We start from the raw sequence: 15886 nt of genomic DNA, 5'->3' as shown, positions 1-15886 counted from the left end.
CCGCTAGCCCAGGCGCTCCGACAGCTCCAGCCACCTCTCCTCGAGCTCCGCGTTCTCCTCCTCGAGCTCGCCGATGCGCTTGTTCAACTTGGCAAGCCCAGCGAAGTCCGACTGGTCGTGCATCAGCATCTCGTGGTGGACCCCCTCGGTGAGCTCGGTGATCTTGCCCATCCTGCGCTCGACCGCCGTGAGCTCCTTCTCCACGGCGCGGCGCTCGGCGCCTGACAGTCCCGCGGGCGCGGGCGCTGACTCGCCCAGGACACTTTGAACCAATTCGGGACCCGACACCCCGGTGGAGGCACGCGAATCGGCTCCGCCGGCGGCGTGTCGCGACTGAGATTGGTTCAAACTGTCGGAGGGCGCGGAGGGCTCGGAGGGCTTGGAGGGCGCGGAGGGCTCGGAGGGCTTGGAGGGCGCGGAGGGCTTGGAGGGCTCCGTGGGGCCGAACGTGCCGATGCCGCCGGAGCCCGACTTCCGGTCGCGCTGCATGGCGACGTACTCGTCGACGCCGCCGGGCAGGTGCCGGAGTCCACCGTCGACGACCGCGTACTGCTGGTCTGTGACGCGCTCCATGAGGTAGCGGTCGTGGCTCACCACGATCAGCGTGCCGGGCCACGAGTCCAGCAGGTCCTCGAGCGCGGCGAGCATGTCGGTGTCCAGGTCGTTGGTGGGCTCGTCGAGCACCAGCACGTTCGGCTCGCTCAACAGGACGACGAGCAGCTGCAGGCGCCGACGCTGTCCGCCGGACAGGCGCTTCACCTGGGTCTTCAGCTGGACGCTCGTGAAGCCCAGGCGCTCCAGCAGCTGGGTGGGCGTCATCTCCGAGCCGTCGGACAGGGTGATCGAGGAGTACTGCTTCACGAGCGCCGACACGCGCTCCTCGGCGTGGTCCTCCAGCTCTGCGAGCTGCTGGCTGAGCGTGGCCACGCGTACCGTCACGCCGCGCTTGACGTGTCCGGAGGTGGGCTCCAGCTCGCCCGTGATGAGCTTCAGCAGCGTGGACTTGCCCGCGCCGTTCTCGCCCAGGATGCCGGTGCGCTCGCCGGGGCCGATGTTCCAGTCGACCTCGCGCAGCACCTCCTTGGCCGCGGCGCCAGACCCGTAGGTGACGCCCGCCCGCACCAGGTTCACCACATCCTTGCCCAGGCGGGAGGCGGCCATGCGGTGCAGCTTGATGGAGTCACGGATGGGCGGCACGTCCGCGATCAGGGCGTTCGCCGCGTCGATGCGGAACTTGGGCTTGGAGGTGCGGGCGGGAGCGCCGCGACGCAGCCAGGCGAGCTCCTTGCGCATGAGGTTCTGCCGCTTGCTCTCCGTGGCGGAGGCGATGCGATCGCGCTCGACGCGCTGCAGCACGTACGCCGCGTAGCCGCCCTCGTACGAGTCGACGATCCCGTCGTGGACCTCCCACGTGCGGTTCGTGACCTCGTCCAGGAACCAGCGGTCGTGGGTCACGACCAGCAGGGCCCCACGGTTCGCGCCCCAACGGCGCTTCAGGTGCTCGGCCAGCCAGACGACGCCGTCCACGTCCAGGTGGTTCGTCGGCTCGTCCAGGAACACCACGTCGTGGTCGCCCACGAGCACCTTCGCGAGGGCGACTCGACGCTGCTGGCCGCCCGAAAGGCTGGCGACGAGCGCGTCTGCGTCAAGATCCGGCACCAGGCCCGACATCACGTCGCGGATGCGCGGGTCCGACGCCCATTCATGCTCGTCCGCGTCCCCGACGATGGCGTGCAGCACCGTCTGGTCGGGGTCCACCCGGTCGGACTGGTCCAGCACGCCCAGGCGCGTGCCGCGAGACACGGTCACACGGCCGCTGTGCGGCTCCTGCCGTCCGGCGAGCGCCTTCATCAGCGTGGACTTGCCAGCGCCGTTCGCGCCGACGATGCCGATCCGGTCCCCGTCCTCGAGGCCGACGGTGACGTCGTCCAGCACCTTGCCCGTGCCGAAGTCGATGGACAGGGATGCGGAGCCGAGGAGGTGAGCCACCCGACAAGGGTAGTCGTGGTGAACGGCACCTAGGATTGCGCCATGGCTGCCCCGACGCCCCACCAGATGCTCTGCGTCGCCGACGCGACCGCCTGGCGGGCCTGGCTCGACTTGCACGAGGCCGACTCGGACGGCGTGTGGCTGGTGCTCGCCAAGAAGGACGTCACCCAGCCGACGTCCCTGACCTATGCCCAGGCGCTCGACGAGGCGCTCTGCAGCGGATGGATCGACGGTCAGAAGCGCAGCAACGACGAGCGGACGTTCCTGCAGCGCTTCACGCCTCGTCGAGCGCGTTCCGTCTGGTCCGCGCGCAACGTCGAGCACATCGCGCGCCTGGAGGCCGGCGGCCGTCTGCGGCCCGCTGGCGTGGTCCAGGTGGAGGCGGCGAAGGCGGACGGTCGCTGGGAGCGCGCCTACGCAGGCTCGGCCGACGCGGTGGTCCCGGACGATCTCGTGGCGGCGCTCGCGGGCGCGCCTGATGCGGGCACACGCTTCGAGACGCTGACCCGGGCTGAGCGGTACAGCATCCTGCATCCGCTGATGACGGCCACCACGCCTGAGGTGCGTGCACGCCGCCTCGCGAAGGCGGTCGCGACGCTGAGCGCCCCCATCGGCGAGACAAGGAGCGAGCGATGAACATCCGACAGGCCGCCGCAGGGGCGGCAGCGCTCGACGCTGGCGCGATCCTCGTCTTCTCGAGCATCGGCCGTGCGAGTCACGAGGAGGGCATCCTTGGAGCGAACGGGCTGGGTCTCGCCACGACGGTCTGGCCGTTCCTCGTGGGTGCCGGAATCGGCTGGGCGATCGCCCGCGGCTGGAAGCGCCCCTGCGACTGGAGGCGCACCGGCACGATGGTGTGGGCCTCCACCCTGGTGGGCGGCATGCTCCTGCGAGTCGTGAGCGGACAGGGCGTGCAGGTCTCGTTCGTGGTGGTCGCAGGCACGTTCCTGGCGCTGTTCCTCATCGGCTGGCGCGTGCTCTCCGGGTTCATCGCCAAGCGACGAGGTCTCAAGCCGTGAGATGCGACGTGATCCGTTTCGTGGCGTTCGAGGACCTCGGCACGTGGGAGGCGGAGATCCGCGCCCACCGCTACGACGTCCGCTACCTGGATGTGGGCGTGGACGACGTACGTGAGGCCGCGACGGCGGACGTCGCCATCGTACTCGGCGCGCCCATCGACGCTCCTGACTCGGAGACGTACCCGGTGCTCGACGAGGTCCGCGCGCTGCTCGACGCCCGCCGCGACCGGCCGACCATCGGCGTGTGCCTGGGAGCGCAGTTGATGGCGCTCGTCGCGGGCGCCGCCGTCGTGCCGGGCGTCCGCGAGGTCGGCTACGGCACCGTGGAGCTGACCGACGCGGGCCGTGCGTCGTCCCTGCGGAGCCTTGACTGCACTCCGGTCCTGCACTGGCACGCCGACACGTTCGGTCTACCGGGGGGTGCGGTGCTCCTGGCCGGCAACGAAGCCAACTCCCACCAGGCCTTCGCGCTCGGGCCCTGGCTCGCGGTGCAGTTCCACCCGGAGGCGGATCCTGAGGCCATCGAGCGGTGGCTGATCGGGCACACGTCGGATCTGCGCGCGTGGGGGCTTTCCGTCGCGGAGCTCCGGCAGGCCGCCAGGGACCATGGCGACGCCGCGACGATGGGCGGCGTGCAGATGATCCGCGACTGGCTGCGCGCGCTCTGACCCGCAACCCGCGGACCCCGCGGGCGGGTCAGCTCTCGGGATCGTCGCCGAACGCCCGGACCTCCTGTGCGCATCGGCACGCGGCGGCGAACCGTGCGGCCCATGAGAGCGCCTCGTCGCGGGTGGTCACGTCGAGGATGCAGTAGCCGCCCTCGTCGAGCTGCATCTCGCCGCTCGGGAACGAGATCAGATACCTCGTCATGGCAATGCCTCCGTGTCGCTCGGCGGGGCGGGCGACCATGGAGGGAGGCCGTCCCGCCGACCACGGTAGGCGCCACCGGCGCGCGTGCGCGCGTCGACGGGTCAGCCGACGGAGACGACGACCTTTCCCAGGTGCTCGCCTGAGACGACGCGGTCCACTGCCTCGCGCGCCTGCGCGAGCGGCAGCACCCGGTCGATCGTGGGCCGCAGACCCGTCCGCACCAGGAAGCTCATGAGCGCCGCAAGGTCCTCGCGGGTGCCCATCGTGACGCCTTGTATCCGCAGCTCGTGGAAGAACACCCGCGTGAGGAGCGCCGGCTCGGGGTCGCCTGTGGTGTGACCCGCGATCGCGATGGTTCCTCCGTTGCGCACCGAGGCGATCGAGTGCTTCCACGTGGCGCGACCCACGGTCTCGATGACCGCGTCGACCCTGGTCGGCAGCCGGTCGCCAGGCTCGACCGCGCCCACGGCACCCATGCCGAGCGCCGCCTCACGCTTCCACTCGGCGCGCGACGTGGCGTACACCTCCAGGCCTGCGGCGGCACCCAGGGCGATGGCGGCGCTCGCCACTCCGCCGCCCACGCCCTGCACCAGCACCGAGTCGCCCGGCCTGAGGTTCGCCCCGTGGAAGAGCATCCGATACGCGGTGAGCCAGGCCGTGGGGAGGCACGCGGCCTCCTCGAAGGTGAGCTCCCGCGGCTTCGGGATCAGGTTCGCCGTGGGGACCGCGACCTTCTGGGCGAGGGTGCCCTGGTAGCGCTCCGAAAGGATCGAGCGGGGCTCGTCGGGGCCCACGCCGTGCCCGTCCGCACCGATCAGCCCGTGCACGACCACCTCGGTGCCGTCCGGAGCGACCCCCGCGGCGTCGCAGCCCAGGATCATCGGCAGCTGCGTCTGCGCCAGCCCGATTCCCTTGAGGCTCCAGACGTCGTGATGGTTGATGGATGAGGCCCTGACGTCCACGGTGGTCCAGTTGTCGCGAGCCTCGGGCTCGGGACGGTCGCCCACCTCGAGGGCGGACGCGGGATCGGCGGCATCGAAGCGGGTGGCATAGGCAGCAAGCATGAGACCAACCTACGACCGGCGCAGGGGGTGGGCCTGCGCGGGAGGTCCTGCATCGTCCCTTCCCGTGATCTCACGGACAGTGCGAACCGAAATCGGCGGCGACACCCCGTCGGCCGGAGCTGACACGCGCTCGGAATCGGCGTGGCGGAACAGGATTGGTTCAAAGTGTCAGCAGGGGGCATCGCCGCGCACGATGCGCAGGCCGGGGACGACGAAGGCCCGTCCCCACGAGGGGAACGGGCCTTCGTCAACGCGGTGCGTGCCGCCGAAGCTGCCTACGAGACCGCCGCGATCGACTGGAGCGCGATCTCGCGCTCCTCGTTCGTGGGGATCACCCAGATCTGCACCTTCGAGTCGTCGGCGGAGACGAGCGTGCCGGTCTTCTTGCGGCCTGCATTGCGCTCTTCGTCGATCACGATGCCCAGGCCCTCGAGGCCCTGCATCGACTCGAGACGGACGATGTCGTCGTTCTCGCCCACGCCCGCCGTGAAGACGATCGCGTCCACCGAGCCCATGACCGCCAGGTACTGGCCGACGAACATCTTGATGCGACGCGTGTACACCGACAGCGCCAGGCGGGCCTCGTGGCTGCCCGCCTCGATCGCCTTGTGGACGTCGCGGAGGTCCGAGTAGCCGCACATGCCCAGCAGGCCTGACTGCTTGTTGAACAGGGTGTCGATCTCGTCGATCGACATGCCCGCGGCACGGTGCAGGTGGAACACGACCGCCGGGTCGATGGTGCCCGTGCGGGAGCCCATCATCAGGCCGTCGAGCGGGGTGAGGCCCATGGACGTGTCGACGGCGCGGCCGCCCTGGACGGCGTCGGCGGAGGCGCCGTTGCCCAGGTGCAGCGTGATGACGTTGATGTCCTTGGGCTCCTTGCCCATGAGGCGGGCCGCCTCGCGCGACACGTAGCCGTGCGACGTGCCGTGGAACCCGTACTTGCGGATGCCGTGCTCCTTGGCGACGCGGATGTCGAGGGGGTAGGTGTACGCCTCCTCGGGCAGCGTCGTGTGGAAAGCCGTGTCGAACACCGTGACGTGCGGGATGTTCGGGAACGCGGCGCGTGCAGCGGAGATGCCCGCCACGTGGCCCGGGTTGTGCAGCGGTGCTAGGACGGAGAGCTTGGCGATGCCGCGCTCCACCTCGTCGTCCACGATGGTCGGCGCGGAGAACTCCTCGCCGCCCTGCACGACACGGTGGCCGACGACCGTGAGGTCGGCGAGGTTCACGCCGGAGCCCGGCTCACCGAGCGTCGCGATGATCTCCTGGATCGCGACGGCGTGATCCGTCACGCGCTCCACGAGCCCGGAGGCGAGCGGCTCCTCCTTCGTCGTGTCCACCACCTGGTACTTCACCGAGCTGGATCCGCAGTTGAGGACCAGGGCGATCCCCTCGTAGTTCACTGCCACTGTTCTTCTCAGCCTTCCGAGTTGATCTGCTGTGCCTGGATGGCCGTGATGGCCACCGTGTTGACGATGTCCTGCACCAGGGCGCCCCTGGAGAGGTCGTTGACGGGCTTGCGAAGTCCCTGCAGGACCGGGCCGATGGCCACGGCGCCGGCGGAACGCTGCACAGCCTTGTACGTATTGTTGCCGGTGTTGAGGTCGGGGAACACCAGCACGGTCGCCTGGCCGGCCACGGGGGAGCCCGGGGCCTTCGAGGCCGCGACCGACGGGTCGACCGCCGCGTCGTACTGGATGGGGCCCTCGACCAGGAGGTCGGGGCGGCGCTCCTTCACGATCGCGGTCGCCTCGCGGACCTTGTCGACGTCCGAGCCCTTGCCGGATTCGCCCGTCGAGTAGGACAGCATGGCGATCTTCGGGTCGATGCCGAACTGCTCCGCCGTCGCGGCCGAGGAGATGGCGATGTCCGCCAGCTCTGCCGCTGTCGGGTCGGGGTTCACCGCGCAGTCCCCGTAGACGAGCACACGGTCGGCCAGGCACATCAGGAAGACCGACGACACGACCGAGGTGCCGGGGACCGTCTTGATGATCTGGAACGACGGGGTGATGGTGTGCGCCGTGGTGTGAGCGGCGCCGGAGACCATGCCGTCGGCGTCGCCCTCCTGGACCATCATGGTGCCGAAGTAGCTCACGTCCTGGACCCGGTCGCGCGCGACGTCCATGGTCGCGCCCTTGTGCTTGCGCATCTCGTAGTACTTGTCCGCGTACCGCGACACGTACTCCTCGTCGTGAGGCGAGATGATGCTCGCCTTGTCGAGGTCGAGGCCCAGCTCGGCGCCGCGCGCACGGATCGCCGCCTCGTCGCCCAGGATCGTCAGCTCGACCACGTTGCGGCGCAGGAGCGTCGAGGCCGCGCGGAGGATGCGGTCGTCGCCGCCCTCAGGAAGCACGATGTGCTTCATGCTGCCGCGGGCGCGGTCCAGCAGGCGGTTCTCGAACATGAGCGGCGTGATGACGTCGGTCTTCGCGACGTCGAGCAGACGCGTGAGCGCCTCCGTGTCCACGTGCGACTCGAACATGCTGAGCGCCGTGTCGACCTTCAGCTGCGACTCACGGGAGAGGCGGCCGCGCGTGGCCCAGCACGTGCTCGCGGTGTCGTAGGTGCCGAGCGCCGTGGTGGCGATCGGGAGCGACGACCCGAGGCCGTCGATGAGGCGGCGGATCGGCTCGGCAGGCTCGAAGCCGCCGTTGAGGATCACGCCTGACAGGGCGGGGAAGCCGCCCGCGGCGTGCGCCGTGAGGAGCGCGAGGAGGGTGTCGGAGCGGTCGCCGGGCGTGACGACGACGGCGCCCTCGCTGAGGCGGCCCAGCAGGTGCTCGGGGCTCATGGCGCCCACGACGATCGTGCTGACCTCGCGGGACATGAGCTCCGGGGAGCCCGAGATGACGGTGCCGTCGACGGCGGTGATGAGCGACGCGAGCGACGGCGCCACGAGCAGCGGGTCCTCAGGCAGCGCACCGCCCACGAGGCCCTCGGGCAGCAGGCCCGCGATCTCCGCGATGTCCGCGGGCTCGCAGCGGTTGGCGAAGACGGCGGCCACGTGGGCGTGGTTGTTCACCATCTCCTTGCGCGCGCCGTCGATCACCTGCGCGATCTCGGACGGCTTGCGGCCCATCCCACGCACCACGAGCGCGACGGGCGCGCCCAGGTTCGCGGCGATGCGGGCGTTGAACTCGAACTCGGCTGCCGCGGAGACGTCGGTGTAGTCGGTGCCGACGATCACGACCGCGTCGGACTTGCGCGCGATGTCGTGGTACCGCTGCACGATCGTGGCGAGCGCCGCGTCGGGGTTCGCGTGGACGTCGTCGTACGTGACGCCGATCGACTCCTCGTACGTCTGGTCGACGCCGTCGTGGCCGAGGAGGAGCTGCAGGACGTAGTCGGAGCCGTCGGCCACCCGAGCCACGGGACGGAAGATCCCGACTCGGCCGACGGTGCGGGAGAGCATCGCGGTGATGCCCAGGGCGATGGTGGACTTTCCGGTGTCGCCCTCAGAGGACGCGATGTAGATGGATCTAGACACGACTTCAAGCATGGCACGTGTTCAGAAGTGCCGAACTGCGACTTCGGGCCCAAGGTCCCGCGCGAACGCGTTCGTCCAGGTTGTATGCGTTCACGTCATTTCTGAGGTGCGGATCCGTGCCTGTGCTGTGATGTGGGCGACGCTCCCTGGTCGCCGTCCGCCCCGCGTCCTAGACTCCGGAGCCAGGACGTCTCGCTGAGGGGGCGTCGAGTCGGCCCTTTCGCGTCGGGCCGGAGTCTGGGGGTGCACGCGATGGTTGCGCACGCTGTCATGCGGGCGGGCGAGTGGTTCTCGCGCGTCAGCAACACCGGCGTCGCCACGGCACCCTCGGGACAGGCGCGGGTCATCCAAGGCGCCAACCACGTCTTCCTGCTGTCGGCGCTCATGCAGACGCCCGTCGCGGTCCTCATCGCGGTGGCCGCCTGGCCGCAGACGCTGGCGCCGGCGATCTCCCACGTGGCGATGGTGACGACGTGGCTGGTCGCGATCTTCGTGACCGGCAGGGGCCTCCACGCGCTCGCCAACACGCTCGGCGTCGTCGTGCCGCTCATCCAGTTCGCCTACCTGGCGATCCTGTTCTCGTCCGACGCGCGGTTCGAGCTCCAGATGGTGCTGGTGGGCGGCCTCGTGTACATCGTGTTCCTGCCGGGACGTTGGCGCTGGGGGCTCCTGACCTCCGGTCTCGGCGTGCTCGCGGCGTCGATCCTCGTGATGGTGCCCGCCACGGACGTCCCGCGCGTCGACCTGCCCGGCTGGTGGATCCCGGCCGTCGCGACGTACAACCTGGTGCTGGTCGCGGCGTTCCTCTTCCTTGTCGGCCTCTTCAACCACGGCTACTTCCAGCACGAGCGACGCCGCAACGCCCTGCTGCTCCAGGAGGCGCATTCGCTCGCCGTCACGGACATGCTGACCGGCCTGTACAACCGGCGCGGCATCGAGCCCGAGCTGCAGTCGGCCCAGGTGACGGGCGACTACGCGCTGGCGATCGTCGATGTGGACCGCTTCAAGGTGGTCAACGACCGTCTGGGCCATCAGGCCGGTGACGAGGTGCTCGGCGACGTGGCCCGGCTCCTGCGCGACTCGCTGCCCGCGCATGCGGCCATCGCGCGGTGGGGCGGCGAGGAGTTCCTGGTGATCATCCTGGCGGCCGGCCTGCCAGGGGCGCTGTCCGCGCTGGAGCGGGCGCGCGCCGCGGTAGATCACGACTTCACGGTGGACGGCCAGACCGAGCACGTGACGATCTCCGCAGGCGTGGTGCGCGTGGACCGCCCGGGATCGGTGGATGCTGCGCTCCGGCTGGCGGACGCGCAGCTCTACGAGGCGAAGCGCGAGGGGCGCAACACGGTCCGCGGGGTCGCGCTGAAGGAGCCCGTCGTCGCTCCCGCGCCCACGCCGGGGGTATAGCGTGGCGCGCGACGCGCGACGTAGGGTGGTGCCGTCGCGGGGAGCCCGGCCCCGCTGTCCCCGCGATGGAGGAGCCTGGTCCGCATGAGTGCTGAGGCACCCCCCACGAGCGGTGCGCTCGCGGTCCGCCAGGGCTACCTCGGTGGACCCGCCCGCACGATCCAGGCGGTGATGGTGCTCGCCGCGGCGCTCGCGGCCGGATACTCCGCGGTGTTCCTCGTCTACGACCGGCACGCGCTCGCGGGTCTGATCGGCGTCGACCTCGTGTGCATGCTGGCGCTGCTGGGCGGCGTGGTGCTGGTGCGCCGCGGTCGGCAGCTGCAGGGCGCGCTGCTGGTCCTCACGCTCGTGATCGTCCAGATCGTCGTGTCGACCCGCTACCTGGGATGGGAGTCGGGCGTCCACCTCTACCTCATCTCCGGCGGAGCCCTCGCGATCCTGGTGTTCACGGATGAGCAGTGGGTGCTGCGCTGGCTGTTCGGCGCGGGCGCCGCCATCGTGTTCGTCGGATGCCAGTTCCTGCTGCCCAGCTCGCGTGCGTTCGTGGACGTGTCTGAGGCGTCGCTGTCCGTGATGTTCACGCTCAACGCGGTCCTCACCGCGGTCCTCACCACGTCGCTCGCGATCACCACCCACGTGCGGGCGGCGCAGGCCTGGAAGCAGGCGGCGGACGCCACGATGCGCGCGGAGTACCTGGCGAACACCGACCCGCTGACGGGCCTGCCGAACCGGCGTCCGGTGCTGGACGTGCTGGAGGACCTCGCGCGGCCGGGCTCGGGCGCGTACTGCCTGGCGATCGCGGACCTGGATCACTTCAAGCGCCTCAACGACACGTTCGGCCACCAGTGCGGTGACCGGGTGCTCGCCACCGTCGGGCGGAGGCTGCGGGAGCAGCTGCGCGTCTCGGACACGATCGGGCGATGGGGCGGCGAGGAGTTCATCTTCGTGATGCCGTCGGTGGGGATCGAGGACGCGGTGGCGATGATGGAGCGGGTGCGCCGGGTGGTCGCCGACCACGTGGTGCCGTGCGCCGGCCACTCGCACGAGATCCAGATCTCCGTGGGTCTCGCGGACGGGCTCGAGGACGAGATGAGCCACCGGGTCATCAAGCGCGCCGACGATGCCCTGTACGAGGCGAAGGCGGGGGGCCGCAACCAGGTGCGCACCCGCGCCATCCATGACCTCGCTCCAGGCTCCGACGCCGACCGCACGCTGCAGGCGCACCTGCGCGCGCGCCGGGTGGTGCCGCCCATGCGCGGCGTGGGCGCATGACCGCTGCGCAGGGCCGTCTGCGGTGGGGCGCCCTCGCGCTGGCGAGCCTGATCATGGTGGCCGCGATGGCGATCACGGCGGGGCTCGGGTGGTGGCAGTGGACGCGCGCTCACGAGAACGGCGCGACGGTGGTGCCCGACCCTGCGGTGCCGCTGAGCGAGCTGGTGCAGCCTGGCGACAGATCGGGCGCCGAGGTCGGGCGGCAGGTCGTCGTCGACGGGACGTGGGCCGATGCGGAGCCGTTCGTGGTGACCGGCCGTGAGGTCGAGGGGCGGCCTGCTCAGCTGCTGGTGAGGGCGTTCACGGTCGACGCCGACGCGACCGGCACCGGGCAGCCTGCCACGCTGGCGGTGATCGTGGGCTGGGCGGATGCCGACGCGGCGCCATCGGTCGCGATGCCGTCGGGCGATGTCGAGCTGGAGGGCTATCTGCGGGCGTCCGAGTCGTCCGCTCCCGCCAGTACCGGCTCGGAGGTCGAGGCGACGGTGATCGGCGCGGTCGCCACGTCCATGCTGGCCCAGGAGTGGCCTGGGCCCCTGTACTCCGCGGTGCTCGTGTCCTACGACGGCGCCGACGGCTGGGAGCCGCTGCCGCCGCTCGCGCCCACGCACGAGACGAACTTCCGCAACGCGGCCTACGCCGTCGAGTGGTGGGTGTTCGGCGGGTTCGCGGCGTTCATCGCGCTGCGGTGGATGCGTGACAATGGGCGGGTGCGACCCGCCGAGGGCGCGAACCCCGGACCCCAGGAGGACCAGTGACCGATCCGGCTGTCGAGCCCACCGCAGAGGCCTCAGGAGCGGGCATGGACCCCAGGCTGGCGGGGGACCTGAGGCGATACAAGGTGATGGCGATCATCACAGGGACGCTGCTCCTGACCGTCTTCCTGGGGCTGATCCGCTACGCGTTCGGGCTGACCGATGGGCCCGTGGACACGTTCTTCACGGCAGTCGCGATCGTCCATGGCTGGGTCTTCATGGTCTACCTGGTCACCGTGGTGATGCTGTGGATGCGCATGCGCTGGTCCATCCCGCGCCTGATCTACATGGCTGCCGGTGGCGTGGTCCCGACCCTCTCCTTCTTCGCGGAGCGCCGCATCGCCCGCGAGGTCGCCGGTAGTGTGAACCCGTGACGAACCCCACCCAGCACCGCCCTGTACTGGTTGTCGACTTCGGTGCGCAGTACGCGCAGCTGATCGCGCGACGCGTGCGCGAGGCGAGCGTCTACTCGGAGATCGTGCCGCACACCATGTCGGTGGCGCGGATGCTCGAGAAGGACCCGGCGGCGATCATCCTGTCCGGCGGTCCGTCGTCCGTCTACGAGGACGGCGCGCCCCACCTGGACGACGAGGCGAGGCTGCTGTCCGCCGGTGTGCCCGTCATGGGCATCTGCTACGGCTTCCAGGTCATGGCGAAGGCGCTCGGCGGCACGGTCGCGAAGACCGGCCTGCGCGAGTACGGCCGCACGCAGGCGCACGTGGCCGACGCGGGCGCGGCCCTGTCCGGCAGCCCCCAGACCCAGGAGGTCTGGATGAGCCACGGCGACTCGGTGCATGAGGCGCCCGAGGGCTTCACCGTCCTCGCGACGACGGAGGGCGCACCGGTGGCGGCCTTCGAGAACCTCGACGCGCAGCTGTGCGGCGTGCAGTGGCACCCCGAGGTGAAGCACTCGCCGCTCGGCCAGGCCGCCATCGAGAACTTCCTGTACCGCGTCGCGGGGCTCCAGCCCGACTGGACCAGCGAGAACGTGATCGACGAGCAGGTCGAGCGGATCCGCGCGCAGGTGGGCAGCAAGCGCGTCATCTGCGCGCTGTCGGGCGGGGTCGACTCCGCGGTCGCCGCCGCGATCGTGCAGAAGGCCGTCGGCGACCAGCTCACCTGCATCCACGTGGACCACGGGCTGATGCGTGCGGGCGAGGTGGAGCAGATCGAGAAGGACTTCGTCGCCTCGACCGGGGTGCGGCTCATCATCCGTGACGAGAAGGAGCGGTTCCTCACCGCGCTCGCGGGAGTGAGCGACCCTGAGACGAAGCGCAAGATCATCGGTCGCGAGTTCATCCGCGTGTTCGAGGACGCCGCGCGCCAGGTGGTCGAGGAGGCGGGCGCCCATGGCGAGGCCGTCGAGTTCCTCGTCCAGGGCACGCTGTACCCCGACGTCGTCGAGTCCGGCGGCGGCGAGGGTGCGGCGAACATCAAGAGCCACCACAACGTCGGCGGTCTGCCTGACGACCTGCAGTTCTCGCTCGTCGAGCCGCTGCGGACCCTGTTCAAGGACGAGGTTCGCGCGGTCGGTCGCGAGCTCGGCATCCCCGAGGAGATCGTCGGCCGCCAGCCGTTCCCTGGACCGGGCCTCGGCATCCGCATCATCGGCGAGGTCACGTGGGAGCGCCTGGAGATCCTCCGCGCCGCCGACGCGATCGCGCGCGAGGAGCTCACGAAGGCGGGACTGGACCAGGACATCTGGCAGTGCCCCGTGGTGCTGCTCGCCGACGTCCGTTCGGTGGGCGTCCAGGGCGACGGCCGCACCTACGGTCACCCGATCGTGCTGCGTCCCGTGTCCTCCGAGGACGCGATGACGGCCGACTGGAGCCGCGTGCCGTACGAGGTCCTGGCGCACATCTCGAACCGCATCACCAACGAGGTGGCGGAGGTGAACCGCGTGGTGCTCGACGTCACGAGCAAGCCGCCGGGCACCATCGAGTGGGAGTAGACGTGCCGAAGGGGCGCCGTCCGCTGGGAGACCAGCGGGCGGCGCCCCTTCCTCGTGCGGGGACGGCGGAGGGCTACGGGGTGCGCGGCTCGTCGGGCGTGTCGACGGCGGGCGCCGTCGCGGCATAGGCCGCCATCGGGTCCGCCATGGCCGCCTCGGCGGCGCGGTCACGGCGCCCCGCGAGCGCCGCGGTGATGAGGAACCAGACGCCGAGCGCGGCGAGCGCGACGATCGCGATCAGCTCCAGGTCGATCTCATAGCCCGACAGCCGGTAGGCGACGAGCACGCCGACCGTCGAGCAGGCGGCAGGGACGGTCGCCCAGCCGAGGCGTTGCGCGGGACTGCGGCGGGGAAGCATGGGGCTCATTCCTGGACCTCCGTGGAAGACGACGCCGGGACGGGCGTCTCGGTGATGAGGATCGTGTTGGCGTACTGGTCGTCGTGGACGACGAGCGTGAGGGTCGGTGCGTCGGGGTCGTTCTGGAGGTCGACGTACGTGGTGTCCGAGTCCTCGAAGTAGCAGGCGAGGCCGCGATCCAGCCAGGCGACCGTCGCCCAGGCGTTCCCGTCAGCCTCCAGGACGACATGCGTGCCGGAGGGGATCGTGAGCGCGGTCGTCTCCGCCGTGATGTCGATGGTGCGGTCCGCGGTGACCGAGCCGAGCGACACCGTCTCGTCCGCACCGGGCCACGTGTCGGCCGCCGGCTCGTAGCAGGCTCCTCGCAGGAGCACGGACTGATAGTCGGTGAACCAGGCGCCGGGGTCGGACACCGTGGTGTCGCCGGTGGCGGGTGTCGCCTCTGCGGTCACGTTGCCGCCGGTCTCGCCGAGCGTGAACTCCGGGTCGACGTTGGCCTGGATCCAGCTCTCGACAGCGTGGGCGATCGCCTCGCCATCAGGCTGCGAGATCACTGCCGAGCGGCTCTCCGTCCATGCGACGCGGAGCTGGTCGGCGCCGGCGCCGATCGCGAGCACGGGGAGGATGCCGAGCACGGTGAGGACGCCGAGGAAGCCGAGCCTGCGGCCTGCCAGCGAGACGGCGATGAGGATCACGCCCCAGCCGATGAGGACGGCCACGGGCCATGCCACCACCGGGTGGACGGCGAGCAGGTCGTTGCGGCTGGCGATCCACACGCCGACGCCGGAGAGGATGAGCCAGGAGAGCGCGGTCAGGTACGCGGCGGCGCCGGGGCCCGGGACGCGGTTGGCTCGCCGCGCGGCGGCGCGGGCACGTGCCTGGGCCTGCGCCTCCCATGCGCGTTGCTGGGCCTCAGCTGCGGCATGGTTCGCGGCGTTCCCTGCCGCGCCGTCCTGCTGCGTCTGCCAGGCCGTTCCCTGGTGTGCCGCGCGTGCGCGCGAGTCGCCGGTCGCGCCTGGACCCGCCTCGCCCGGCAGCGCCGCGTAGACGGGTGCGGCATCCGCCGGGGCCGCCGGTGTCGCCGCGGTGGGCTGCGCGGGGGTGGCGGCGTCGGTCGGAGCCGTCCAGCTCGGCGTGCCGTCAGGAGGTGTCGCTCGGTTCCTCCGCACGAGGTGGATCACGAGCCAGGCCGCTCCGGCAAGGATGGCAAGGGTCCAGATCGTGGCGATCGCGCGACCGATGCCCCATCCGCCAGACGACGGCCAGATGTCCCACGTCCATGGCACGGTCGCCTTGAAGTTGCCGAGGCCGAACAGCGTGAGCACCGCGATGCCGATCAGGGCGCCCACGTTCGTGACGCCGCGGCCGAAGTTCTGGATGATGATGTTGCCGCGTCGGTCGGGCAGCAGCGCCCAGCCTGCGGCGTAGGCGAGCGCGGCGAAGCCCTGGGTGAAGATCGCGATGACGATGAAGAGGAGGCGCGCGGGCACGCGGGCGAGCCCGATCCGTTCGCCGACGCCCTCGATCACGCCTCCGACGATCCCGTGGTCGCCCCGGGTGAGGCCCCACGAACGGATGGTCGTGAAGAACGCCGCCTCGTGCGTCGTCCCTCCGTCTGTCGGCTGTGTCATGTCTGCTCCCTCGCGGTCCGATGTCTGGGTCCATCGTCCAGCGGGGAGCGCGGCGGGGGCTATTGGGTATCCCCCTGATCGTG

At 70.7% G+C, this 15886-nt stretch carries 15 protein-coding genes; 8 read left to right on the top strand and 7 right to left on the bottom strand.

Going from position 1 to position 15886, the window contains the following annotated elements:
* Positions 1-3: 3 nt before the first annotated feature.
* Complete coding sequence (locus RN607_RS11510; protein WP_313542733.1) at positions 4-1989, bottom strand: ABC-F family ATP-binding cassette domain-containing protein; 1986 nt, start codon at positions 1987-1989, stop codon at positions 4-6.
* 42 nt (positions 1990-2031) lie between these two features.
* On the opposite strand from RN607_RS11510, the gene RN607_RS11505 reads away from it, so the two are divergent.
* Genes RN607_RS11505 through RN607_RS11495 form a run of 3 tightly spaced genes read left to right on the top strand, consistent with a single transcriptional unit; the run spans position 2032 to position 3676 of the window.
* On the top strand, positions 2032-2625 hold the full coding sequence (locus RN607_RS11505; RefSeq protein WP_313542731.1) for a YdeI/OmpD-associated family protein: 594 nt from the start codon (positions 2032-2034) through the stop codon (positions 2623-2625).
* Positions 2622-3008, top strand: coding sequence for a DUF3054 domain-containing protein (locus RN607_RS11500; RefSeq protein WP_313542730.1), 387 nt, complete (start codon positions 2622-2624; stop codon positions 3006-3008). The genes RN607_RS11505 and RN607_RS11500 overlap by 4 nt, the downstream gene beginning before the upstream one ends.
* Positions 3009-3016: 8 nt before the next feature.
* The gene (locus tag RN607_RS11495; RefSeq protein WP_313542729.1) at positions 3017-3676 is read left to right on the top strand and encodes a glutamine amidotransferase-related protein; all 660 of its coding nucleotides are present in this window, start codon (positions 3017-3019) and stop codon (positions 3674-3676) included.
* Between the two features lie 28 nt (positions 3677-3704).
* On the opposite strand, the gene RN607_RS11490 is transcribed toward RN607_RS11495, so the two are convergent.
* From RN607_RS11490 to pta, 4 genes are all read right to left on the bottom strand, one after another.
* Complete coding sequence (locus RN607_RS11490) at positions 3705-3878, bottom strand: hypothetical protein (protein ID WP_313542728.1); 174 nt, start codon at positions 3876-3878, stop codon at positions 3705-3707.
* Positions 3879-3979: 101 nt separating this feature from the next.
* Positions 3980-4942: a zinc-binding dehydrogenase gene (locus tag RN607_RS11485; RefSeq protein WP_313497318.1), complete on the bottom strand. Its 963-nt coding sequence runs from the start codon at positions 4940-4942 to the stop codon at positions 3980-3982.
* A gap of 275 nt (positions 4943-5217) precedes the next feature.
* The gene (locus tag RN607_RS11480) at positions 5218-6354 is read right to left on the bottom strand and encodes an acetate/propionate family kinase (protein WP_313497317.1); all 1137 of its coding nucleotides are present in this window, start codon (positions 6352-6354) and stop codon (positions 5218-5220) included.
* 8 nt (positions 6355-6362) lie between these two features.
* Positions 6363-8432 carry a phosphate acetyltransferase gene (gene pta / locus RN607_RS11475; protein WP_313542727.1) on the bottom strand — a complete coding sequence of 690 codons (2070 nt, stop codon included), beginning with the start codon at positions 8430-8432 and terminating at the stop codon, positions 6363-6365.
* 252 nt (positions 8433-8684) lie between these two features.
* Between pta and RN607_RS11470 the strand changes: the two genes are divergently transcribed.
* The 5 genes from RN607_RS11470 to guaA all read left to right on the top strand — a co-directional run bounded on the left by RN607_RS11470 (position 8685) and on the right by guaA (position 13814).
* Positions 8685-9836, top strand: coding sequence for a GGDEF domain-containing protein (locus tag RN607_RS11470; RefSeq protein WP_313542726.1), 1152 nt, complete (start codon positions 8685-8687; stop codon positions 9834-9836).
* A gap of 84 nt (positions 9837-9920) precedes the next feature.
* A complete protein-coding gene (locus RN607_RS11465) occupies positions 9921-11108 on the top strand; it encodes a GGDEF domain-containing protein (RefSeq protein WP_313542725.1) in 1188 nt (395 codons plus the stop codon).
* On the top strand, positions 11105-11866 hold the full coding sequence (locus tag RN607_RS11460) for an SURF1 family protein (protein ID WP_313542723.1): 762 nt from the start codon (positions 11105-11107) through the stop codon (positions 11864-11866). Before RN607_RS11465 ends, RN607_RS11460 begins: the two co-directional genes overlap by 4 nt.
* A complete protein-coding gene (locus RN607_RS11455) occupies positions 11863-12237 on the top strand; it encodes a DUF3817 domain-containing protein (RefSeq protein ID WP_313542722.1) in 375 nt (124 codons plus the stop codon). Before RN607_RS11460 ends, RN607_RS11455 begins: the two co-directional genes overlap by 4 nt.
* Complete coding sequence (gene guaA / locus RN607_RS11450) at positions 12234-13814, top strand: glutamine-hydrolyzing GMP synthase (protein WP_313497310.1); 1581 nt, start codon at positions 12234-12236, stop codon at positions 13812-13814. The genes RN607_RS11455 and guaA overlap by 4 nt, the downstream gene beginning before the upstream one ends.
* Before the next feature lie 73 nt (positions 13815-13887).
* Here the strand turns inward: guaA and RN607_RS11445 are convergent, their stop codons facing one another.
* Together RN607_RS11445 and RN607_RS11440 are read right to left on the bottom strand one after the other, a co-directional pair.
* A complete protein-coding gene (locus RN607_RS11445; RefSeq protein WP_313542721.1) occupies positions 13888-14172 on the bottom strand; it encodes a hypothetical protein in 285 nt (94 codons plus the stop codon).
* 5 nt (positions 14173-14177) lie between these two features.
* Positions 14178-15803: a PspC domain-containing protein gene (locus tag RN607_RS11440; protein WP_313542720.1), complete on the bottom strand. Its 1626-nt coding sequence runs from the start codon at positions 15801-15803 to the stop codon at positions 14178-14180.
* Positions 15804-15886: the final 83 nt, after the last annotated feature.

Origin of the sequence: Demequina capsici, from assembly GCF_032102965.1 — a bacterium.
Classification (GTDB): Bacteria; Actinomycetota; Actinomycetes; order Actinomycetales; family Demequinaceae; genus Demequina; species Demequina capsici.
Note: the sequence above shows the minus strand (reverse complement) of the source record. Positions and strands in the feature narration are given on the sequence as shown.